This window comes from Mycolicibacterium tokaiense (assembly GCF_010725885.1).
Lineage (GTDB): Bacteria > Actinomycetota > Actinomycetes > Mycobacteriales > Mycobacteriaceae > Mycobacterium > Mycobacterium tokaiense.
Genome location: NZ_AP022600.1, coordinates 2,129,259 through 2,150,825, shown reverse-complemented (window position 1 = coordinate 2,150,825; position 21,567 = coordinate 2,129,259). Strand labels below are relative to the sequence as shown.

Here is a 21,567-nt window from a genome sequence, read left to right as displayed (position 1 = left end):
TTAGCATGCAAACCATGGCGTCCACAGCAAGCGGCCCGACCAGCGTCGGTTGGCCCTCCCGGTTGACGAAAGCCCGACTGCACTTCGTCAGCGGCAAAGGCGGTACCGGAAAATCCACCGTGGCCGCCGCGTTGGCCCTGGCGCTGGCCGCGGGCGGGCGCAAGGTTCTGCTGGTCGAGGTCGAGGGCAGACAGGGTATCGCCCAGTTGTTCGACGTACCACCGCTGCCCTACCAGGAAGTCAAGGTGGCCACCGCCGAACAGGGCGGTCAGGTCAACGCGCTGGCCATCGACACCGAAGCGGCCTTCCTCGAATACATCGACATGTTCTACAACCTCGGCCTGGCCGGCCGGGCGATGCGCCGGATCGGAGCCATCGAGTTCGCGACGACGATCGCGCCGGGGCTGCGCGATGTCCTGCTGACCGGCAAGATCAAGGAATCCGTGGTGCGGCTGGACCGCAACAAGAAGCCGGTGTACGACGCCATCGTGGTCGACTCGCCGCCCACCGGCCGGATCGCCCGCTTCCTCGATGTCACCAAGGCCGTCGCCGACCTGGCCAAGGGCGGGCCGGTGCACTCGCAGAGCGAGGGCGTGGTCAAGCTGCTGCACTCCGAGCAGACGGCCATCCACCTGGTCACGCTGCTGGAGGCGCTGCCGATCCAGGAGACGGTCGAGGCCATCGACGAGTTGCAGCAGCTGGACCTGCCCATCGGCAGCGTCATCGTCAACCGCAACATCCCGGCGTTCCTGCCGCCCGACGCGCTGGCCAAGGCCGCCGAGGGCGACGTGGACGCCGACGCGGTGCGCGCGGAGTTGGCCAAGGCCGCCATCACGTTGTCCGACGACGACTTCGCGGGGCTGCTCACCGAGACCATCCAGCACGCCACCCGCATCCGGGCCCGCGCCGAGAGCGCCGAACAACTGGACGCCATCAAGGTGCCGCGGCTGGAACTGCCGGCCATCAACGACGGGATCGACCTGGGCAGCTTGTACGAGCTGGCCGAGGCGCTCGCAGCACAGGGGGTTCGATAGCCATGAGCACCACACCACCGGCACTGGACATGGAGTCCATCCTGCGCGACACCTCCAACCGCGTCGTGGTCTGCTGCGGCGCCGGCGGTGTCGGCAAGACCACCACGGCGGCCGCGATGGCTTTGCGCGCCGCGGAGTACGGCCGCTCGGTGGTGGTGCTGACCATCGACCCGGCCAAGCGACTGGCCCAGGCGCTGGGCATCAAGGACCTGGGCAACACCCCGCAGGAGGTGCCCCTGGGCGCCGAGGTGTCCGGCGAACTGCACGCGATGATGCTCGACATGCGCCGCACCTTCGACGAGATGGTGGTCGAGTACTCGGGATCCGAACGCGCACAATCGATTCTGGACAACCAGTTCTATCAGACCGTGGCGACGTCGTTGGCCGGCACGCAGGAGTACATGGCGATGGAGAAGCTGGGCCAGCTGCTCGCCGAGGACCGGTGGGACCTGGTGGTGGTGGACACGCCGCCGTCGCGCAACGCCCTGGATTTCCTGGATGCCCCCAAGCGGCTGGGCAGCTTCATGGACGGTCGGCTGTGGCGGCTGCTGCTGGCCCCCGGCCGCGGCATCGGCCGGCTGGTCACCGGTGCGGTGGGCCTGGCCATGAAGGGCATGTCGACCATTCTGGGAAGCCAGATGCTTTCGGACGCTTCGGCTTTCGTGCAGTCACTGGATTCGACGTTCGGCGGGTTCCGTGAGAAGGCGGACCGTACCTACGAACTGCTGAAGCGGCGCGGCACTCAGTTCGTGGTGGTCTCGGCGGCCGAACCCGATGCACTGCGCGAGGCGTCGTTCTTCGTCGACCGGCTGTCCCAGGAGGGCATGCCGCTGGCCGGGTTGATCCTCAACCGCACCCATCCGACGCTGTGCTCGCTGACGGTGGAGCGGGCGACCGACGGCGCCGAGGCGCTGGAGGCCGACGATCCCGATTCGCTGACCGCGGCCATGCTGCGGGTGCATGCGGACCGGGCGCTGACGGCCAAACGCGAGGTGCGTCTGCTCGGCCGGTTCACCGGCGCCAACCCGAAGGTGGCGCTGGTGGGGGTGCCGTCACTGCCGTTCGACGTCTCCGACCTCGAGGCGCTGCGCGCCATCGCCGATCAGATCACGCACTGACGCCGGCGACAGAATTAGCCAGCGCTGCGGTGCTTGCGCTGGGCGGCGAAGAAGTCAGCCCACGAAACAACCTCGGGGTGCTGCTTGAGCAGAGCGCGCCGCTGGCGTTCGGTCATGCCACCCCAGACGCCGAACTCGACGCGGTTGTCCAAGGCGTCGGCACCGCACTCGGCGATCACCGGGCAGTGCCGGCAGATCACGGCGGCCTTGCGCTGGGCGGCGCCTCGCACGAACAGCTCGTCAGGGTCGGCTCCGCGGCAGCGGGCCTGGGAGACCCAGGCGATCCGGGCCTCACCCTCGGCGCCCTGCAGCGGGCTCGGAATGGGTGCGGTCACGGCGGTGGCGGCGATCGTCCCCGATGCGGTCCGAACTCCTGACATAGCGAACTCCCCTTCGCTCAGGCCGATACCTCGGCCAGTGTCCGTGTGCAAACCGCTGTTGCGATCTACGCCACATTGCGCACTTTTCTGTTACCTGTGTCGCACTGTGTGTCTAAGTTAGGTGGTCAGGTCGCGTTTTGGCAACAGTCAGATCGCGACTTTTTTGGCACAACCGTGCAGTCCCTCAGCCAAAACTTGGTTTCGTGGGGTACGAAACCGTTTTTCTGCACGTCCCGCCGGGTACCTGCGAGAGTCGGGGCCCGCGCAGATCCCATTACTCTGTAGACCATGTCGGACCGCCCCCCGGTCGCCGTCTCGCTGATCAAGCTGGCCTGGTGCTGCCTGCTGGCCAGTGTGCTGACGGCGGCGCTGATGTTCCCGGTCGTCGGCGGTCTGGGATTGGTGTCCAATCGCGCCTCCGACGTCGTCGCCAACGGATCGTCGCAACTCGTCGAAGGTGAGATTCCCGGCGTCACCACGATGGTGGACGCCCGTGGCAACGTCATCGCCTGGCTCTACACCCAGCGCCGCTTCGAGGTTCCGAGCGACAAAATCGCCGACACGATGAAACTGGCAATCGTGTCCATCGAGGACCGTCGGTTTGCCGAACACAACGGTGTCGACTGGCAGGGCACGCTGACCGGCCTGTCGGGATACCTGTCGGGCGACCCCGACACCCGCGGTGGTTCGACCATCGAGCAGCAGTACGTGAAGAACTATCAGCTGTTGGTCACCGCCCAGACCGACGCCGAGCGTCGCGCGGCCATCGAGACCACCCCGGCCCGCAAGCTGCGCGAGATCCGGATGGCGCTGACGCTGGACAAGACATTCACCAAGCCCGAGATCCTGACCCGCTACCTGAACCTGGTGTCTTTCGGCAACAACGCCTTCGGCATCCAGGATGCCGCCCAGACCTACTTCGGCATCGACGCCGCCGCCCTGAACTGGCAGCAGGCCGCCCTGCTCGCGGGGCTCGTGCAGTCCACCTCGACGCTGAATCCGTACACCAATCCCGAAGGTGCGCTGGCCCGCCGCAACGTGGTGCTCGACACTATGATCGAGAACGTGCCCGAGCACGCCGACGCACTGCGCGCCGCGAAAGCCGAGCCGCTGGGCATCCTGCCCCAGCCCCAGGAGCTGCCGCGGGGCTGCATCGCCGCCGGTGACCGCGGGTTCTTCTGCGACTACGTGCAGGAGTACCTGGCGCGGGCGGGCATCACCAAGGAACAGTTGGCCAAGGGTGGGTATCTGATCCGCACCACCCTCGACCCGGACGTGCAGGCCCAGGTCAAGAATTCGATCAACGAGTTCGCCCCCGCCGATCTCGAGGGTGTGGCCAGCGTGATGAGCGTGATCCGCCCCGGGAAACAGAACCATCCCATCCTGGCCATGGCGAGCAACCGCACCTACGGGCTGAACCTGGACGCCGGCGAGACCATGCAGCCGCAGCCGTTCTCCCTGGTCGGCAACGGCGCGGGATCGGTGTTCAAGGTGTTCACCACCGCCGCGGCGATGGAAATGGGCATGGGCATCAACGCCACCCTCGACGTGCCCAGCCGGTTCGAGGCCAAGGGCCTGGGCAGCGGCGGCGCCCGGGGCTGCCCGCGCGACACCTGGTGTGTGCAGAACGCGGGCGGTTACCGCGGCCAGATGAGCATCACCGACGCCCTGGCCACCTCACCCAACACCGCATTCGCCAAGCTGATCTCGCAGGTGGGCGTGCAGAAGACGGTCGACATGGCGGTCCGGCTGGGGCTGCGGTCCTACGCCGAGCCGGGCACCGCCCGCGACTACGACCCGGACAGCAACGAGAGCCTGGCCGATTTCGTCAAGCGCCAGAACATCGGATCGTTCACCCTGGGACCGATCGAGGTCAACGCCCTCGAACTGTCGAACGTCGCGGCCACCCTGGCCTCCGGCGGGGTGTGGTGCCCGCCCAACCCCATCGACAAGGTCTTCGACCGCGACGGCAACGAAGTGGCCGTCACCACCTCCACCTGCGAGCAGGTGGTTCCCGAGGGCCTGGCCAACACCCTGGCCAACGCCATGAGTGAGGACGACCGCGGCTCCGGTACCGCCGCGTCGGCCGCGGCCTCGGCGGGCTGGACCCTTCCGATGTCGGGCAAGACCGGCACCACCGAGGCCAACCGGTCCTCGGGCTTCCTGGGGTTCACCAACCAGCTGGCAGCCGCCAACTACATCTACGACGACTCGACCACACCCAGCGAGCTCTGTTCGTTCCCGCTGCGCCAGTGTGGATCCGGCAGCCTGTTCGGCGGCAACGAGCCGGCCCGCACCTGGTTCACCGCGATGGCGCCCATCGCCACCAACTACGGCGAAGTGGCGTTGCCGCCCACCGATCCCCGGTACGTCGACGGCGCACCGGGCGGGCGGGTACCCAGCGTGGCCGGGCTGACGCAGGACGCCGCGCGTGAGCGCCTGCGCAGCGCCGGATTCCAGGTGGCCGACCAGGCCACACCGGTCAACAGCTCGTCGCCGCAGGGCGCCGTGGTGGGCACCTCGCCCAGCGGCCAGACCATCCCGGGCTCCATCATCACGATCCAGATCAGCAACGGCATCGCGCCGCCGCCCCCGCCGCCGCCTGCCGGTGTTCCGCCGCCCGGCGCACCACCGGAGTTCGGCCAGACGGTGGTGCAGATCCCAGGGCTGCCGCCCATCACGGTGCCGGTGCTGATCCCGCCTGCGCCCGCTCCGCCTCCGCCACCACCCCCGTAACTCGCGACGGTCCCAGGGTGCGGCAGTAGGCTGGACTCATGGCTGCCGCATTGCAGGTTCTGAAGAACACCGCAGCAGTGGCGCTCGGCACGACGGCCGCGAGCATCGGTTATGCCGCGGTCATCGAACGCAATGCGTTCGTCGTGCGCGAGGTCACCATGCCGGTGCTGTCGCCGGGGTCGTCGCCGTTGCGGGTGCTGCACCTGTCGGACATTCACATGCGTCCCGGGCAGCGCCGCAAGCAGGCGTGGCTGCGTGACCTGGCGGGCTGGGAGCCCGATCTGGTGGTCAACACCGGCGACAACCTGTCGCATCCCAAGGCCGTGCCAGCCGTGGTGCAGGCACTCGGCGACCTGCTCTCGGTGCCGGGGCTGTTCGTGTTCGGTAGCAACGACTACTTCGCGCCCACTCCGAAGAACCCCGCGAAGTACCTGTACGACAAGGGCTTCCGCACCCACGGCACGCCGTTGCCGTGGCAGGACCTGCGCGCGGCGTTCACCGAACGCGGGTGGCTGGACATGACCCACACCCGCCGTGAGCTCGAGGTGGGCGGGGTCACGATCGCCGCCGCGGGAGTGGATGATCCGCACATCGACCGGGACCGCTATGACACCGTCGCCGGACCGGCCAGCGCTGCGGCGAATCTGCGTCTGGGTCTGACGCATTCGCCGTACACCCGGGTGCTGGACCGCTTCGCCGCCGACGGTTACCAGCTGATTATGGCCGGCCACACCCACGGCGGGCAGCTCTGCCTGCCGTTCTACGGCGCCCTGGTCACCAACTGCGACCTGGACCGCTCGCGGGTGAAGGGCGCCTCGCGCTGGGGTGCCGACACCGCGCTGCATGTCTCCGCGGGCATCGGTACCTCGCCGTACGCGCCGGTGCGGTTCTGCTGCCGGCCGGAGGCGACGCTGCTGACGCTCATCGCGGCCCCCACCGGCGGCCGGGATTCCGGCCGCACGGTCGGACAGTCGCACCCCACCGCGTCGTCGGTGCATTGAGCCGAGTCGTCGATCGCGGGGGCCCGCGGCACTGGCTGGACAACGCCATCCGGCTGATCGAAGCCGACGCGCGCCGAAGCGCGGACACCCATCTGCTGAGGTATCCGCTGCCGGCGTCGTGGTGTGACGGTGTGGACGTCGCGCTGTATCTGAAGGACGAGACGACGCACATCACCGGCAGTCTCAAGCACCGGTTGGCGCGCTCACTGTTTCTCTATGCGTTGTGCAACGGCTGGGTGCACGAGGGCACCACCATCGTCGAGGCCTCCTCGGGGTCGACCGCAGTGTCCGAGGCGTATTTCGCAGCGATGCTGGGACTGCCGTTCGTCGCCGTCATGCCGGCCTCCACCAGTTCGTCGAAGGTCGCACTGATCGAAGCGCAGGGCGGGCGATGCCATTTCGTGCAGCGCTCCTCCGAGGTGTATGCCGAGGCGCAGCGGGTGGCCCAGGAGACCGGCGGCCACTATCTCGACCAGTTCACCAACGCCGAACGGGCCACGGACTGGCGGGGAAACAACAACATCGCCGAGTCCATCTTCTCGCAGATGCAGCAGGAGCAGCACCCGGTTCCGGAGTGGATAGTGGTGGGCGCAGGCACCGGGGGCACCAGCGCGACATTGGGGCGCTACATCCGCTACCGGCGGCACAGCACCAAGCTGTGCGTGGTGGATCCGGAGAACTCTGCGTTCTTCGAGTCCTACGAACGGGGCGAGGACGTCGTGACGGGAGCCTCCTCACGCATCGAAGGCATCGGACGCCCCCGCGTGGAGCCGTCGTTCCTCCCGCACGTGGTCGACAGAATGGTCAGCGTGCCCGATGCGGCGTCCGTGGCAGCGGCTCACCACGTCAGCCGCGTATTGGACCGACGGGTGGGCGCCTCCACCGGCACGAACATCTGGGGGGCATTCGGCCTGTTGGCAGAGATGGTGGAGCAGGGCCGCAGTGGATCGGTGGTGACGTTGCTGGCCGACAGCGGCGACCGCTACGCCGATACCTACTTCTCGCCTGAGTGGCTGGAGACCATGGAGCTTGACACCAGCGGCCCGGCCGCGAAGCTGTCGGAGTTCGAGAGATCCTGCTCCTGGGTCTGATCGCCCTCATCGGCGGTCAGGAAGAGCCAGAGAGCGGCCAGCGCAAAGAAGCCGCCGTAGATAGCTGCACCCAGAGCAGTCATGGCCGTCCACCTTCTCGTGTCGTCTATCTATTGCGCAGTGTGCGCTCGCTTACCGTGCACAACGTCTACGACACGCCATTTCCATCCCCATCGCGGGTTTTGCGTGCGTATCGGTCCTCGGTGGTCCTGTTCCCAGATCGCCGGATCTTTATGCGTTTGGCACCGCGGGCTACCCGTGCGATAGGCTGTCGTGGCTTCACGGGGTGTGGCGCAGCTTGGTAGCGTGCTTCGTTCGGGACGAAGAGGTCGTGGGTTCGAATCCCGCCACCCCGACTCGTGTGATCGCAGGTGAGAGGCCCTGACTGGGGAACCGGTCGGGGCCTTCTTGCTGTCCGGCGCACAGCTGATCCGCACCACCAAGCAGCGAGACGGTGGTGCGGCTGAGGTGCACACCCAGCCGTCGTTCACAAAACGTTCGCTTGCACCCTGATTCGATAGATGTCAATATCGATGAATGTCGAATCCAGTCGATGCTGCGGACGCTTGTTGCGTCACCGCGCCCCTGCTGAAGGAGCCGCTGACCGAGCGGGCCGCCGCCGAGATGGCCAGGAAGCTCAAGGCCTTGGCCGATCCGGTGCGGCTGCGGCTGTTCAGCGCCATCGCCAGCCACGCCGGTGGTGAGGCGTGCGTGTGCGACATCTCCGGAGGCATCGACGTCTCGCAGCCCACCGTCTCGCACCACCTGAAGGTCCTGCGCGACGCCGGCTTACTGACTTCCGAGCGTCGCGCCTCCTGGGTGTACTACGCCGTGGTCCCCGCCGCCCTCGGCGAGCTGTCGGATCTGTTGGCGTTCAACGCCGCGGCACTGGCCGAGGCGACAGCGTGACCGGGACAGTGGCGTCGTCAACACCGGTCGTCGCGAAGCTCTCCACCCTGGACCGGTTCCTGCCGGTGTGGATCGGCATCGCGATGGTCGGCGGCCTGCTTCTCGGGCGCTGGATCCCCGGTCTGAACACAGCGCTGGAAAGCGTTCAGATCGACGGCATTTCACTCCCGATCGCACTCGGACTGCTGATCATGATGTACCCGGTGCTGGCAAAGGTGCGCTACGACCGCCTCGACACCGTGACCGGCGATCGCACACTGCTGCTGAGCTCGCTGTTCTTGAACTGGGTGTTCGGACCGGCCCTGATGTTCGCCTTGGCGTGGCTGATGCTTCCGGACCTGCCCGAGTACCGCACCGGGCTGATCATCGTCGGGCTGGCCCGCTGCATCGCCATGGTCATCATCTGGAACGACCTCGCCTGCGGTGACCGCGAAGCCGCGGCTGTCCTGGTCGCGCTCAATTCGATCTTCCAGGTCGTCATGTTCGCCGTCCTGGGCTGGTTCTACCTGTCGGTGCTGCCCGGCTGGCTGGGCCTCGAACAAACCACCATCGACACCTCGCCCTGGCAGATCGCCAAATCGGTGCTGATCTTCCTCGGCATCCCGCTGTTGGCGGGCTATCTCTCGCGTCGACTCGGCGAGAAGGCCAAGGGCCGCGACTGGTACGAAACCACGTTCCTGCCCCGGATCGGGCCGTGGGCACTCTACGGACTGCTGTTCACCATTGTGATTCTCTTCGCACTGCAGGGCGAACAGATCACCAGCCGCCCCCTCGACGTGGTGCGCATTGCGCTGCCCCTGCTGGCCTACTTCGCCATCATGTGGGTCGGTGGGTATCTCCTCGGCGCCGCAATCGGACTTGGCTACCAACGCACCACCACACTCGCGTTCACGGCCGCAGGCAACAACTTCGAGCTCGCCATCGCGGTCGCCATCGCCACGTACGGCGCCACCTCAGGACAGGCCCTGGCCGGCGTCGTCGGCCCGCTCATCGAGGTTCCGGTCCTGGTCGCCCTGGTCTACGTATCACTGGCCCTGCGGCGACGTTTCTCCGATCAGAGCGCCGCTCCGTCAGCCCCCTCGACACAGGAGTCGTAACACCATGTCCGACAGCCCCGCCGCCTTGCGCCCGCACCGCGATCTGTCCATCGATCAACAGCACGCGCTGACAACCGCTGCCACCCGGTTGGAACGCGACTTCGGCGACAGCTTCGGCGTCGCAACGATCCAACGGTTCCTACACACCTCCTATGACCAATTCGCGGGCCGCGCAACGGTTCCCAACTTCCTCCCGCTGCTGGCCGAACGGTTCGCCCGCCAACGCCTGCATGCACTGGCCCGGGTGGAAGGCAAGATCAGCGACGGCAAACCCACCGTGCTGTTCCTGTGCACCCACAACGCCGGACGTTCCCAGATGGCGCTCGGCTTCTTCACCCACCTCGCCGGCGACAATGCCGTGGCGTGGTCGGGTGGATCCGAACCCGGCGACCACATCAACCCCTCTGCGGTGGCGGCGATGACCGAAGTCGGCATCGACATCACAGGCGAGTTCCCCAAACCCTGGACCGACGAGATCGTCCAGGCCGCCGATGTGGTGATCACCATGGGCTGCGGTGATGCCTGCCCCATCTTCCCCGGCAAGCGCTACGAGAACTGGGAGCTGCCCGACCCTGCCGGCCAGGACGTCGATGCGGTGCGCCCCATCCGTGACGACATCGAAGAACGTGTCCGGCGCCTACTCACCGACCTCAACGTCACCGCCCGACAGGGCTGAACCGATGACCGAACTCACCACGCCGTCGGTGCTGTTCGTCTGCGTCAAGAACGGCGGTAAGTCGCAGATGGCTGCCGGCCTGATGCGCCAGCTCGCCGGTGACACCGTGATTGTGCACTCGGCCGGCACCAAGCCCGGCAGCTCGATCAATGACCTGTCCGCGCAAGCTCTGCTCGAGGTGGGAGTCGACATCACCGCCGAAACGCCCAAACCGGTGGATTACGAGCTTGCCCGCGACGTCGACGTGGTGGTGACCCTCGGCCGGGAAGCGCAACTCGACCCGCTGCCCGGCATGCGGGTGGAGAACTGGGATACCGACGAACCGTCCGAACGCGGCATCGACGGCATCGAACGCATGCGCCTGGTCCGCAACGACATCGCTGTCCGCGTGCGCCAGTTGCACGCAACGCTCACCAAGGGCACCGGGATCTGAACACGGCACCCCGTGGCCTCCCCTACGGCGACGTGGCCACCGCCAGCAACGCACCCGCGGCAGCGATGGCGCCGAGTGCGACGAACATGGCGGCATAGCCGCCGAGCACGCTGGCCAGGGCCGCGCCGACGAAGGGACCGACGGCAGTGGCGATCATGATCGGCGCGTTCAGGATTCCGCTGAGATGGCCGTAATGGGTTGCGCCCCAACGCTCGGTGACCGCCGTGGCCTGCAGCAGCGTCATGATGCCGCGCATCACTCCTGCCCCGATGGCCACCGCCACCAGTGCGGCGTACGCGGTGAACACCCCGAGCAGCGCGGTGGTGGAAGCGATGCCGAGCATGATCAACATGGTGCGGGGTACGACGCCGACCCGACGCACCAGGGTTTGGTAGCCGAGGCGACCGAGGACCTGTCCCGCGCCGCCGAGGCCGAGGGCAACCGCAGCGGCGCCGGTGCTGATGCCGCGCTGCATCATCAGGGGCACCAAGTTCGCGATCACTGCGTACGAGGCCAGGCCCGCCAACGCAAACGCCGCCACCAGCGCCAGGAACGACCAACTGCGTGCGATGCGGGTCGGGGACTCCACATGATGCTCTCTGGGCACTGCGGGCCACGGCCGCCGGAGCCCGAAGAAGTGTGCGGGCACGGTGATCACCGCCAGGGCCGCCGCCAGGACGAGATAAGTGTGGCGCCAACTCAACTGGTCAGCCAGTGCGGCGGTCAACGGGGCGAAGACAGTGCTGGCGAACCCGGCCACCAACGTCAGCACCGTCAGTGCACGCACCGCATCGACGCCGAAGTACCGGGTCAACGCGGCGAACGCAGGTGCGTAGAAGATGGCGCTCATCGCGACACCGGCGAGAATCCACGCGGCGGCGAACCAGCCGAAATCGGGGGCGCCCACCACCGCCACCACGGAGATCACGCCGAGCACCGAACCGCCCGTCATGATCCATCGCGGGCCGAACCGGTCCAGCCAGCGCCCGACCGGGATCCCCACCAGCGCTGAGGTCACCAACCCGGCGGAGAAGGCCGCCGTGACCGACGGTGCCGACCAACCGGTGTCGGCGCTGATCTGCGGGGACAACACCGTGAAGGCGTAGTACAACACGCCCCAGCTGGTGATCTCGGTGACGCACAGCGTCATCAGCACCCAACGCAGCCGGTGGGCCGCGGGGGGTGCTGATGTGGATTCAGCCTTCGTCATCCGCCAATAGTATTGAGCGACAACGGTTGCGGTGCCGAGGGTGCCGGTCCGCAACATCCGCCCGCATTCTCCACCTCGGGACTGTCGAACAAGCCCGCCCCGTTGCAGACCCCCGTATCGGGCAGCGTGAGTTCCACCCGGCCGGCCGCCTCGTGGTCACCGGCGAGCTCAGCAGCGATACTGCGCACCTGTTCGTACCCGGTCATCGCCAGGAACGTCGGGGCGCGTCCGTAGGACTTCATCCCCACGATGTAGAGATCCGGCTCGGGATGTGCCAGTTCAGCGGCGCCGTGCGGCAACACGCTGCCGCAGGAGTGCATGTTCGGGTCGATCGAGGACGCCAGTTTGAGTGGGGCCTGCAGGATCGGGTCGAGTTCGATACGCATCTCCGACAGGAATGACAGGTCCGGGCGGAAACCGGTCAGCACCATCACATGGTCGGCCGCCGGGACAGCCCGCCCGTCCTCGGCTGTGATGACGGCGCGGCCGCCGGTGAGGTCGACGCGCTCGGTCCGGAAACCGGTCTGCAGTGCCACCAGTCCCGCATCGACCGCTTCCCTGGAGCGCACTCCCAGGGCGCCCCGCTGCGGCAGTTCATCGGCCGCACCACCACCGAAGGTGTCACCGACCACGCCGCGGCGAAGCACCCACGTCACCGTCGTCGACGGATCCTGACGCACCACCTCACCGAGTTGGATCACTGCGGTCATCGCCGAGTGCCCGCTGCCGATCACCACGACATGCCTACCGGCCAGGGCGCAGGCCTGACGCGACGTCGGCGGGACGTAGCTCAGCACACCCGCGGCTGCGGCTGCGCGTTCACCGATCGCGGGAACACCGTCGGCGCCAGCAGGATTCGGTTGGCCCCAGGTTCCCGTGGCGTCGATGACCGCGCGGGCCTGCACCCGCGATTCCGACCCCTGCGCGTCACGGAGGTGAACCACGAACGGCGCCTCGGCCCGGCCCGGGCTGACCAGTCGATCCCGCCCCTGCCGAGACACCGCCTCCACCCGGGAGCCGAACCGCACCCGCTCACCGAGCGCGTCCGCCAGCGGCGCCAGGTACTCGTCGATCCACTCCCGACCGGTCGGATACCCGGCATCTGCAGCGGTCCAGCCGGTCGGCTCCAGCAGGCGGGCAGCGGCGGGGTCCACCAGCTCGGGCCACGGCGAGAATGTGCGGACATGCCCCCACTGCGCGATGGCCGAACCGGCACTGTGGCCGGCCTCCACCACCAGCGGCGTCAGTTCACGTTCCAGCAGGTGCGCGGCCGCCGCCAGACCCAGCGGGCCGGCCCCGATCACAACCACGGGCAGCTCCGACATGCTCGGCTCCTTTCATCGACAATCTTCGATGCGATCGATGCTGCTCGACCCATCGATGTTTGTCAATGCGTATGTCATCATGGACGGCATGCCCACCGTGACCGCCCCGTTGACCGGTGCTGACGTGGCGGCGTGCTGCTCACCGCTGACCGGCGGCGTGCTGGACACCGCAGCCGCCGAACGCCTTGCCGCCGTGTTCAAAGCGCTCGCCGACCCGGCGCGGGTCAAGCTGGTGTCCCTCATCGCGGCCTCCGACGGCGGCGAAGCGTGCATCTGCGACCTCACCGAACCGCTCGGATTGAGCCAGCCCACCGTGTCCCATCACATGAAACTGCTGGTCGACAGCGGACTGGTCGGCCGCGATCAACGCGGGAAGTGGGCCTACTACCGCCTCAACTCCGAGGCTTTCGACCGGATTGCGGCCGCTGTCGCTACCCGCTAGACAGACGTTTTGCCTATACGGCAGCGGCTCGCGTTGTGACGATGAGCCGGTCGAGACGATCACGGGTGGCAGCCAGCTTGCGCACTTCGGCGTCGATCCGTGCGCGTTCGGCCACCAGACGCTCCACCATTGCCGGCGTCGCAGTGCCCGAATGGATGCAGGGCAACAACTGCACCACGGCATCGCTGCTGACACCCGCGGCGAAGAGTTCCTTGATGAGCCGGACCCGTTCCACCGCGTCGTGATTGTAGATGCGCTGCCCACCCGGGGTGCGACGCGACAACAGCAGTTGCCGTTGCTCGTAGTAGCGCAGCGACCGCACGCTGGCGCCGGTGATCCGGGCGAGTTCCCCGATTTTCATGTGTGCCACATCACGGCGTGCTGGGATTGAAGCTGACATCGGTGTGAGATTTTAGTCTCGAGGTATGGATATCAACAACGCGACGGCACTGGTCACCGGGGCCAATCGCGGCATCGGTGCGGAGTTCGTCCGCCAGCTGCTCGCCCGAGGCGCCACGAGGGTCTACGCCGCCACTCGACGGCCGGAGAGCCTCGCCGGCGGAGACTCCCGCATCGTGCCGATCCGTTTGGACATCACCGACGAGGCGATGGTGACGGACGTGGCCGCGGCCGCGACGGATGTCGATCTGCTGATCAACAATGCCGGGATCGTGACGATGCAGAACGTGGTGACCGGAGACCTCGACGACATCCGCCTCGAGATGGCCACCCACTTCTGGGGAACGTTGCTGATGACGCGCGCCTTCGCCCCGGTCCTGGCGAGCAACGGCGGCGGCGCCCTCCTCAACGTGATGTCGATCGGCTCTTTCCAGGTGTATCCCGGCAACGGCGCATACGCTGCGGCCAAAGCGGCGCAGTGGCAGCTGACCAACAGCACCCGGCTCGAGTTGGCGGCGCAGGGAACCCAGGTGATGGGATTGCACCTGTCGGCCACCGACACCGACATGCTCGCCGGTATCGAGATGGCGAAGAACGACCCGGCCGACGTCGTCCGCGCCGCGCTGGACGGATTGGAATCGGGAGCCGACGAGGTGCTGGCCGATGCGGAAACCAGGGCGGTCAAGGCGAAGCTGTCGGCACCGCCCGCGGAAATGTACGCCGGCTCCCGCCCGGAGTGAGTACTGGTGACAAGCTGGTCACCATGGCCCGCTGGTATCCGCTGGAACCCACCGACGCGACGGTGTTCGACACCGCTGCCCACATTTTCCGGTATGAGAGGCACTTCGACGCCGACCCCGAGACGGTGTGGATGTCGCTGACGTCGGATCGCTGCCTGGCCGACTGGGGATCCTCGGTGCAATCGGTGACGTGGACGACGCCGCGACCGTTCGGGATCGGCACCTGCCGCGAGGTCGTGCTGCCCGCCGGGGTCGCCCGCGTGCGCGAGGAGTTCTTCCGGTGGGACGAGGGGTCGGGCTACTCGTTTTTCGTCTACGAGTCCAACGCCCCGCTGTTTCGCCGGTTCGCCGAGGATTACGCGGTGACGACCGACGGTGCGGGCACCCGGTTCAGTTGGACGGTGGCCATCGATCCGAAGAGCGCGCTGCGCGTGCCGTTCCAGGTGCTGGCTCCGCTTCTGCGGGCCGGGTTCGGGCGGATGGCCGCCGATGGCCAGAGGTACTTCGCCGACAGCTAGAGTCAGCTCACCATGAGCTGGATCGGCGACCTGTTGTCCTTCGACCGTGACGGCGACGTCTTCGTGGTGACCGATCCCGCGGGCGGGCGCGGTGAGCGGCTGTTCGGCGGGATGATCGCCGCCCAGGCGCTCGGTGCCGCCGGTGCCACCGTGGAACCGGACAAGCTGCCCCAGTCGCTGCACGCCTACTTCGTCCGCGGCGGTCGGCACGCGGTGGCGCTGCAGTTCCACGTGGAACGGACCCGCGACGGCCGCTCATTCGACACCCGCCGGGTCACCGCCGTGCAGGAGGGTCAGGTCATCCTCGAGATGATCGCGTCGTTCCACCGGCCCGAGACCGGCGCCGACTGGCACCCCGCACCGGCTGCATCCCTCGAACTCGACGCTGCCCAGCCGAAGCAGCCGAACCTGTCGATCACCGAGCATCTGGAGATCCGGACCGCACCGTCGGATCCCTCGGCATTCGCGGTGCCGCCGTATTGGGTCCGATTCCGGGACCACGTCGAAGACGACCCGCTGCTGCGCGCCTGCGCGCTGACGTTCGTCACCGATCTGGGTCCGGTGCCCGCTGCGCGCCCGGAGGGCACCCCGCTGCGCCCGGACGTGGGTTTCGCAGCCAGCCTGGACCATTCGGTCTGGTTCCACCGGCCGTTCGATCCCGCCGCCTGGCACCGCTACGAGGTCCGGCGCGTCAACAACAACGACAGTCGCGGACTGGTGATGGGCTCGATGTACCGCCACGACGATCAGCTGATCGCCAGCATGACGCAGGAAGCGTTGTGGCGCGTGTGAGATGGGCCAAAAGTGGTTTTCGCCGGTACCTCCCGGGTACCTCATCACCGTGACTCTTGCGACCCCCCGCCTCGAACCCCTGCTGCCCGCCTCTGTCGGCCCCGTATCGGCCGCGGTGATCGAGGTTCTCGGTGAGAGGCCGCCTCGGCGACAACTCACGCGTATCCCTGCTCCCGTCATCGATTCCGATCCGTGGGGCCTGGATCTGCAGATGGCCCTGTACGTCTGCTACGAACTGCACTACCGCGGTTTCCGGGACGTGGACCCCGCGTGGGAATGGAATCCCGGCCTACTGCACCTGCGGTCCCAGCTCGAGATCGCCTTCATGGACGCGGTGACCGACGCCGTGGGCTCGGTCGACGATGCATCGGTGATCGAGGCCATGGATGAGATCTCCGTCGAGCACGCCGGTGGTACCGGCCCCTCGTTCCACATCCGCGACACCGCAACGTGGGAGCAGATGCAGGAGTACTTCGTCCACCGCTCGCTGTACCACCTCAAAGAAGCCGATCCACATGCGTTCGCCATCCCGCGCCTGAGCGGCCAGGCCAAGGCGTCCTTTGTGGCAGTGGAGTTCGACGAGTACGGCGGCGGCCGCGGTGAGAACCTGCACCAGCAGCTGTTCGCCGATCTGATGGCTGCGGCAGGGCTGGATTCCAGTTATCTCGGCTATATCGATCACGTTCCGGCGGAAGCTCTTTCGGCGGTCAATCTGATGTCCATCTTCGGTCTGCACCGTGCATTCCGCGGGGCTGCGGTGGGGCACTTCGCATCCACCGAAATCACCTCACCGCCCGGTTCGGCTCGGCTGGTCGAGGGCCTGCAGCGGCTCGGCGCGCCGGAGGAGTGCGTACGGTTCTATCGCGAACATGTCGAGGCCGATGCTGTGCACGAGCAGGTGGTACGTACCGACGTGGTGGGTGAACTCGTCTGTGCCGAACCGCAACTCGAGCGCGACGTGGTGTTCGGTATTCGCGCCCATGCGGTAGTGGAAGACCGGCTCGCCGACCTCCTGATGGCACAGTGGGCCGCAGGAGAAACCACCTTGCGGCGGCCGCTGGCCTGACACCAACGGAGAAAGCCCGCCTCGCGGCGGGCTTTCTCCGTCTCAGGTCAGCGACGCACTGTGCGACGATGACTGGTGTCGCACAACGGATATGTCTTGCTGCGGCGACAGGCACAGATCGCGACCATGAACCGGTCTGATTCCACCGTGGCGCCGTCGGGCATCTCGATGCACACCGGGCCCTCCACCATGATCGGGCCCTTCGGCACGATCCGCACGCGTCGGACCTGCCCGTCACTCACCGTTTGTCAGCCCTGATGACCACGAGTTCCTCCGTTCGCCGTCCTCCGGTCAGACGCCCCGTCTGCTCGAGCCAGCCCGCATGCGATGAGAGCACCGGACCGAACGGGATCAGCTGCCAGGCGATCACCTCGGCACTCAGACCACCGTCACGCAGCGCCTGCACAGACTGCTCGACTCCGGTGAACTCCGATTGCACCATCAGCATTGTGCCACCGTCGGCCAGCAGATCAGGCGCAATGGCACACAACGGATCCACGATGGCGCGCCCGTCGTCGCCGCCATCCCAGGACCAGGCGGGGTCGGCACCGGACGGCACATCGATGCCGGCGCCGGAAGAGGTTGGCACATAGGGCGGATTCGTGACCACGACGTCATACGGGCCGTCGGCCAGTGCGCCATCGAATGCCCCGAGGCGAACGTCCACCGCCACCCCGGCCGCGTCGGCGTTCCGACGGGCGCAGAGCACAGCCGGTTCCGAGATGTCCCAAGCGGTAACCGATTCTGCTCCCAACTCGGCTGCCGCGATCGCCACGATCCCGCTGCCGGTGCACAGATCGGCGACCCGTCTGCCCACCACGACGGTGCTGCGTTCCAGGGTGTCGATCAGTAGTCGTGAATCCTCCTGCGGTCGGTACACACCCGCTGCTGCCACGATGGGCCTGCGGGTATCGGGGAGCATAACTGTCACAGTGGGCCTCTCGACTGATGTTGTGCGCACCTGTTTCCGCGACACGTGGGTTGATTGATGCCCTGTTTCCGGGGCGTTAAACGGCTTCAGAGCCGTTTACCTCCGAAACGGCCGGACACCCACAGCCCGTGCACCTCATCGACATCGGGGGCCTGGTGTTCAAACTCGGCGCCGGACTGCGTCACAAGCGCGCGTTCATCCGGACGGGGTGACGGCCGTCGGACGAATCGAACGCACAGCCCCCGAAATGACGGGCCTGCCGGTGGCCTTCGGCGAGGTGATCGGCAGGTTGTCCCAAGGCGTAGGCCTGCCCGGCGGACTGGCCGACTTCGCCGGTCCGGCATGGCGGATGGTGCCCCAGTCGCCGGCGCTGCACCGTGGGATGTGCTGACGGTGTCCGCTGGGTCGTCGGCACTCGGCCGTGTGGTACTCCGGCCTGCCACGGCCTGGCCGCACGCCGACATGCCGTTGGGCTATGCCGGACAGCACTGGCGCTGCAGACGATTTCCGAGCAACTGCGCAACGGGCGGCCGATCCGCATCGAGATCCGGCAGGCCACCTTCGGCCAGGCTCCGACGTCCCTGGCGATCCTGACCTTCACGCATCTGCTGCCGGAGGGCGAACAGGAAACTCTCGCCTTCGACCCGACCCGGAACTCAGCGCCAGGAGTGACACTGTCGCCGGGGTGGCTGACGGCGCTGCGCCGGGGCGCGTACCGCGGCAGCCGTCAGGGACGACGCGACGATTGATCAGTCCGGCGGCTCCTGGCCCTCGGCCACGTCCGGGGCCACCTCCCGGGTGGCCATTCCACCCTCGTGACCGTGGTCGGCGGGCCCAGGACGATCCTTGTCCGGCACCCCCTTGACCTCGTGGGGGCTGGTCGCGACGTGTTGGCTGTGATCGTCGGTCATCGTCGTCCTCCGGGGTTCCTACGACGCTGCCGAACGCAGCGCCGCGAGCAATGGTTCGGCGGCTTCCTTGAAGAAAGCGTCCTGGTGGTCTCCGCCGATCTGCACCAGCGCGATGTCGGTGAATCCGGCCTCCCAGTACTCGCGGACCGCTTCCACGATCGCGTCGAGATCAGGGCCACACGGAATCGACTCCGCGACATCTTCGGGCCGCACGAATTGGGTGGCGCCCGCGAAGCCGGCGGTGGTCGGCAGGTCGGCGTTCACCGACCAACCTCCGGCGAACCAGCGGAACTGCTCGTGCGCCCGCTCGATCGCGGCGTCCCGGCTGGGGTCCCAGCACACCGGGATCTGCCCGACTACACGACCGCCGCTGGGCAGTCCCGTGCCCTGCCGCGCCTGCTGCCACGCCTTGAACCGGTCGGCGTCGGGTTGCACCTCGATCAGGTGATCGGCCAGCGTGGCGAACATATCGATGGCCCGGCCACCGCCCATCGCGATGCCGATGCCGATCGGATCGTCGGGAACATCCCAGATGCGCGCCGAGTCCACTTGGAAGTGCTGGCCACGCCAGTCGACGAGGGAGCCGGTCCACAGTTCCCTGATGATCTGAACGGCCTCGACCAACATCTCCTGACGGGTATGCAAGCTCGGCCAACCCTTACCCACCACGTGCTCGTTGAGGTTCTCACCGGTGCCCAGCCCGAGGGTGAACCGGCCGTCGGCCAGGATCTGCACAGTGGCGGCCTGCTGCGCGACGATCGCGGGGTGGTAACGCATGGTCGGGCAGGTGACGTAGGAGTACAGGTCCACCCGCTCGGTCGCGTGTGCCACCGCACCCAGGACCGCCCACGCGTTGGGAGCATGGCCCTGCGCCGACAGCCACGGCGAGAAGTGGTCGCTGGACACCTCGAAGTCGAAGCCGACCTGCTCAGCCGAAACAGCATGGCGGACAAGATCTTTGGGTCCAGCCTGCTCAGTCATCAAGGTATATCCGAACCGGGTCATGGCAAGCGGATACCCGGGGCCGCAGCGGGCAAACCGTTACAGTCGCGCCTTCACCGCGGCTGCCACCCGCGCGCCGTCGGCCTGTCCTGCGACGATGGCGTTGGCCGCCTTCATCACCAAGCCCATCTGGCGGGGGCCGGGCCGCTCGCCCACCTGCTCCGCGACCTGCGCCATGGCCGTCTCGACCGCGTGGGCGAGTTCGTCGTCGTCGAGCTGGGTCGGCAGGTACTCCTCGATCACGGCGGCCTCGGCCCGCTCATTGGCCGCCAGCTCGCCACGGCCGTTGCTGGTGTAGATCTGCGCGGCTTCACCCCGCTTCTTGGCCTCGCGGGTGAGCACGGCGAGCACTTCGGCGTCGGAGAGCTCATGGGCCTGCTTGCCGGACACCTCCTCGGTCTGCACAGCAGCCAGCACCATGCGCAGCGTAGCGGTCCGCAGGGTGTCCCTGGCCTTCATCGCCGCGGTCAGGTCGGTGCGCAGTCGGGCCTTGAGCTCTGCCATACCTGAGACGGTACGCGTGGGCGGCCCTCGTATCGTTGTCATATCGGACGACCGTCGACAGGATGGTCATCATGCACAACGACGGGGGACGCTCACTGTGACCCAGCCGCCGACCGGGCCTGGCTGGCCGCCTCCCTATCCGCCCCCCTACCCGCAACAGCCCTACCCGCAACAGGGTTATCCACCGCCCGGCTACCCCCACCAGGGTTATCCACCGCCCGGCTACCCCCACCAGGGTTATCCACCGCCCGGCTATCCCCCGCCCGGATATCCGACGCTGCCGCCGGTCGCCCTGCAGCCGGGGGTCATTCCGCTGCGCCCGCTCACGCTCGGCGACATCTTCAACGGGGCCGTGCGGTACGTCCGCGTCAATCCGAAAGCCACGCTGGGGCTGGCCGCCGCCGTCGTCATCGTCACCCAGGCCCTGGGGCTGATCCTGCAGATCGGCCCGCTGGCGGCGATGGGTGAACTCGACGCTCTGCGCGGCGAGACCGAATCCGTGGCCGGGCTGGTCGGACTGGCGGCCACCTCGGTGGTGGCGGCGCTGATGCAGGCGCTGGCAGCGGTGATCCTGTCCGGCATGCTCACCGTCGTCGTGGGGCGGGCGGTGTTCGGCTCGTCGATCACCATCTCCGAGGCCTGGGCGAAGATCAAGGACCGGATCCTGCCGCTTCTGGGGTTGGCGCTGCTGGAACTACTGGCTGTGTTGCTGCTGTTCGGCGTACTCACGCTGATCATCGTGGGCCTGGCCGTCGGCGTCTCCGGCGCGGTCGCCGCGGTGGTCGGAATCCCCCTGGGCATCGCGGCCGTGCTGGGCACGCTGTACCTGTACACCATGGTGTCCTTCGCGCCGGTGGCCATCGTGTTGGAGCGCATGCCGGTGATCGATGCCGTCAAGCGGTCTTTCGCGCTGGTGCGCCACGACTTCCTGCGCGTGTTCGGGATCCGGTTGCTGGCCGGCGTCGTCGTGGGCGCCATCGCCACCGCCGTCGCGATGCCCTTCACGTTCGCGCAGCTGCTGGTGGGCTCGGCGTCCACGGCCGCGATCGTGCTCGGCACGGTTGCGGCCAGCGTCGGCGCCATCGTCGGCCAGGTGATCACTGCGCCGTTCACCGCGGGCGTGGTGGTCCTGCTGTACACCGACCGGCGGATCCGCGCCGAAGCCTTCGATCTGGTGCTGCGCACCGGTGCTGCCGCGGGCCCCGCCGACACCCGGTCGACGGACAGCCTGTGGCTGGTGCGGCGCTAGGGA

The 21,567-nt window shown here is 67.6% G+C and carries 26 protein-coding genes and 1 tRNA gene; 18 read left to right on the top strand and 9 right to left on the bottom strand.

Translation table 11 applies throughout. The features are described from left to right. Positions 1-14 precede the first annotated feature (14 nt). Both bagA and bagB read left to right on the top strand, forming a co-directional pair. Positions 15-1,034, top strand: coding sequence for an ATPase BagA (bagA, locus tag G6N58_RS10320; protein WP_068919458.1), 1,020 nt, complete (start codon positions 15-17; stop codon positions 1,032-1,034). A gap of 2 nt (positions 1,035-1,036) precedes the next feature. Continuing rightward, positions 1,037-2,152 (top strand): ATPase BagB, encoded by a 1,116-nt coding sequence (gene bagB / locus G6N58_RS10315; protein ID WP_068914648.1) that lies wholly within the window; start codon positions 1,037-1,039, stop codon positions 2,150-2,152. A gap of 14 nt (positions 2,153-2,166) precedes the next feature. Here the strand turns inward: bagB and G6N58_RS10310 are convergent, their stop codons facing one another. Continuing rightward, positions 2,167-2,532, bottom strand: coding sequence for a WhiB family transcriptional regulator (locus G6N58_RS10310; RefSeq protein ID WP_068914647.1), 366 nt, complete (start codon positions 2,530-2,532; stop codon positions 2,167-2,169). Positions 2,533-2,820: 288 nt separating this feature from the next. On the opposite strand from G6N58_RS10310, the gene ponA2 reads away from it, so the two are divergent. The 8 genes from ponA2 (at position 2,821) to G6N58_RS10265 (ending at position 10,475) form a co-directional block, all read left to right on the top strand. Continuing rightward, positions 2,821-5,268, top strand: coding sequence for a transglycosylase/D,D-transpeptidase PonA2 (gene ponA2 / locus G6N58_RS10305; protein WP_068914646.1), 2,448 nt, complete (start codon positions 2,821-2,823; stop codon positions 5,266-5,268). A 38-nt stretch (positions 5,269-5,306) separates the two neighbouring features. Further along, positions 5,307-6,269, top strand: a complete 963-nt coding sequence (locus G6N58_RS10300) for a metallophosphoesterase (RefSeq protein ID WP_115278801.1) — start codon at positions 5,307-5,309, stop codon at positions 6,267-6,269. Continuing rightward, positions 6,266-7,360, top strand: a complete 1,095-nt coding sequence (gene cds1 / locus G6N58_RS10295) for an L-cysteine desulfhydrase Cds1 (protein ID WP_115278802.1) — start codon at positions 6,266-6,268, stop codon at positions 7,358-7,360. Before G6N58_RS10300 ends, cds1 begins: the two co-directional genes overlap by 4 nt. A 282-nt stretch (positions 7,361-7,642) precedes the next feature. Next, positions 7,643-7,716: transfer RNA gene (locus G6N58_RS10285), tRNA-Pro, on the top strand. 181 nt (positions 7,717-7,897) lie between these two features. Continuing rightward, positions 7,898-8,269, top strand: a complete 372-nt coding sequence (locus G6N58_RS10280; protein ID WP_115278803.1) for an ArsR/SmtB family transcription factor — start codon at positions 7,898-7,900, stop codon at positions 8,267-8,269. After that, entirely contained in the window at positions 8,266-9,366 is a 1,101-nt protein-coding gene (gene arsB / locus G6N58_RS10275; protein ID WP_115278804.1) for an ACR3 family arsenite efflux transporter, read from the top strand. The genes G6N58_RS10280 and arsB overlap by 4 nt, the downstream gene beginning before the upstream one ends. A 4-nt stretch (positions 9,367-9,370) precedes the next feature. Then, positions 9,371-10,042, top strand: a complete 672-nt coding sequence (locus tag G6N58_RS10270) for an arsenate reductase ArsC (protein WP_115278805.1) — start codon at positions 9,371-9,373, stop codon at positions 10,040-10,042. Positions 10,043-10,046: 4 nt separating this feature from the next. Further along, the gene (locus G6N58_RS10265) at positions 10,047-10,475 is read left to right on the top strand and encodes an arsenate-mycothiol transferase ArsC (protein WP_115278806.1); all 429 of its coding nucleotides are present in this window, start codon (positions 10,047-10,049) and stop codon (positions 10,473-10,475) included. Between the two features lie 22 nt (positions 10,476-10,497). On the opposite strand, the gene G6N58_RS10260 is transcribed toward G6N58_RS10265, so the two are convergent. Both G6N58_RS10260 and G6N58_RS10255 read right to left on the bottom strand, forming a co-directional pair. Continuing rightward, complete coding sequence (locus tag G6N58_RS10260) at positions 10,498-11,685, bottom strand: MFS transporter (RefSeq protein WP_115278807.1); 1,188 nt, start codon at positions 11,683-11,685, stop codon at positions 10,498-10,500. Next, a complete protein-coding gene (locus tag G6N58_RS10255; protein ID WP_115278808.1) occupies positions 11,682-13,010 on the bottom strand; it encodes an NAD(P)-binding domain-containing protein in 1,329 nt (442 codons plus the stop codon). The genes G6N58_RS10260 and G6N58_RS10255 overlap by 4 nt, the downstream gene beginning before the upstream one ends. Before the next feature lie 79 nt (positions 13,011-13,089). On the opposite strand from G6N58_RS10255, the gene G6N58_RS10250 reads away from it, so the two are divergent. After that, on the top strand, positions 13,090-13,452 hold the full coding sequence (locus G6N58_RS10250) for an ArsR/SmtB family transcription factor (protein WP_163908625.1): 363 nt from the start codon (positions 13,090-13,092) through the stop codon (positions 13,450-13,452). 13 nt (positions 13,453-13,465) lie between these two features. Here G6N58_RS10250 and G6N58_RS10245 read toward each other — a convergent pair whose 3' ends face one another. Then, entirely contained in the window at positions 13,466-13,813 is a 348-nt protein-coding gene (locus G6N58_RS10245) for a MerR family transcriptional regulator (RefSeq protein ID WP_115281600.1), read from the bottom strand. 64 nt (positions 13,814-13,877) lie between these two features. On the opposite strand from G6N58_RS10245, the gene G6N58_RS10240 reads away from it, so the two are divergent. The 4 genes from G6N58_RS10240 to G6N58_RS10225 are packed head-to-tail and all read left to right on the top strand — an operon-like array spanning position 13,878 to position 16,967. After that, complete coding sequence (locus G6N58_RS10240) at positions 13,878-14,591, top strand: SDR family oxidoreductase (protein ID WP_115278809.1); 714 nt, start codon at positions 13,878-13,880, stop codon at positions 14,589-14,591. After that, positions 14,588-15,109 carry an SRPBCC family protein gene (locus G6N58_RS10235; RefSeq protein WP_308213272.1) on the top strand — a complete coding sequence of 174 codons (522 nt, stop codon included), beginning with the start codon at positions 14,588-14,590 and terminating at the stop codon, positions 15,107-15,109. The genes G6N58_RS10240 and G6N58_RS10235 overlap by 4 nt, the downstream gene beginning before the upstream one ends. A 12-nt stretch (positions 15,110-15,121) precedes the next feature. Further along, a complete protein-coding gene (locus G6N58_RS10230; RefSeq protein WP_068914635.1) occupies positions 15,122-15,901 on the top strand; it encodes an acyl-CoA thioesterase in 780 nt (259 codons plus the stop codon). Between the two features lie 49 nt (positions 15,902-15,950). Further along, positions 15,951-16,967, top strand: a complete 1,017-nt coding sequence (locus G6N58_RS10225; protein WP_232067810.1) for an iron-containing redox enzyme family protein — start codon at positions 15,951-15,953, stop codon at positions 16,965-16,967. A gap of 47 nt (positions 16,968-17,014) precedes the next feature. On the opposite strand, the gene G6N58_RS10220 is transcribed toward G6N58_RS10225, so the two are convergent. Continuing rightward, positions 17,015-17,209: a CDGSH iron-sulfur domain-containing protein gene (locus G6N58_RS10220; RefSeq protein ID WP_170314335.1), complete on the bottom strand. Its 195-nt coding sequence runs from the start codon at positions 17,207-17,209 to the stop codon at positions 17,015-17,017. Then, complete coding sequence (locus G6N58_RS10215; RefSeq protein WP_115278811.1) at positions 17,206-17,889, bottom strand: HemK2/MTQ2 family protein methyltransferase; 684 nt, start codon at positions 17,887-17,889, stop codon at positions 17,206-17,208. Before G6N58_RS10215 ends, G6N58_RS10220 begins: the two co-directional genes overlap by 4 nt. Positions 17,890-18,145: 256 nt before the next feature. On the opposite strand from G6N58_RS10215, the gene G6N58_RS30785 reads away from it, so the two are divergent. After that, the gene (locus G6N58_RS30785) at positions 18,146-18,289 is read left to right on the top strand and encodes a hypothetical protein (RefSeq protein ID WP_232067809.1); all 144 of its coding nucleotides are present in this window, start codon (positions 18,146-18,148) and stop codon (positions 18,287-18,289) included. Continuing rightward, positions 18,276-18,647 (top strand): hypothetical protein, encoded by a 372-nt coding sequence (locus G6N58_RS30780; RefSeq protein ID WP_232067808.1) that lies wholly within the window; start codon positions 18,276-18,278, stop codon positions 18,645-18,647. Before G6N58_RS30785 ends, G6N58_RS30780 begins: the two co-directional genes overlap by 14 nt. Here the strand turns inward: G6N58_RS30780 and G6N58_RS10205 are convergent, their stop codons facing one another. From G6N58_RS10205 to G6N58_RS10195, 3 genes are read right to left on the bottom strand one after another with little or no spacing between them, the layout of a single operon-like run. Further along, positions 18,648-18,809 (bottom strand): hypothetical protein, encoded by a 162-nt coding sequence (locus tag G6N58_RS10205; RefSeq protein WP_163907771.1) that lies wholly within the window; start codon positions 18,807-18,809, stop codon positions 18,648-18,650. It lies immediately after the preceding gene. A gap of 18 nt (positions 18,810-18,827) precedes the next feature. Beyond that, complete coding sequence (locus G6N58_RS10200; protein ID WP_115278812.1) at positions 18,828-19,814, bottom strand: LLM class F420-dependent oxidoreductase; 987 nt, start codon at positions 19,812-19,814, stop codon at positions 18,828-18,830. Positions 19,815-19,850: 36 nt separating this feature from the next. Further along, entirely contained in the window at positions 19,851-20,315 is a 465-nt protein-coding gene (locus G6N58_RS10195; RefSeq protein ID WP_115278813.1) for a GatB/YqeY domain-containing protein, read from the bottom strand. Between G6N58_RS10195 and G6N58_RS10190 the strand changes: the two genes are divergently transcribed. Next, positions 20,314-21,564 carry a DUF7847 domain-containing protein gene (locus G6N58_RS10190; protein WP_435406194.1) on the top strand — a complete coding sequence of 417 codons (1,251 nt, stop codon included), beginning with the start codon at positions 20,314-20,316 and terminating at the stop codon, positions 21,562-21,564. The two genes, G6N58_RS10195 and G6N58_RS10190, sit on opposite strands and share 2 nt — an antisense overlap. Positions 21,565-21,567: the final 3 nt, after the last annotated feature.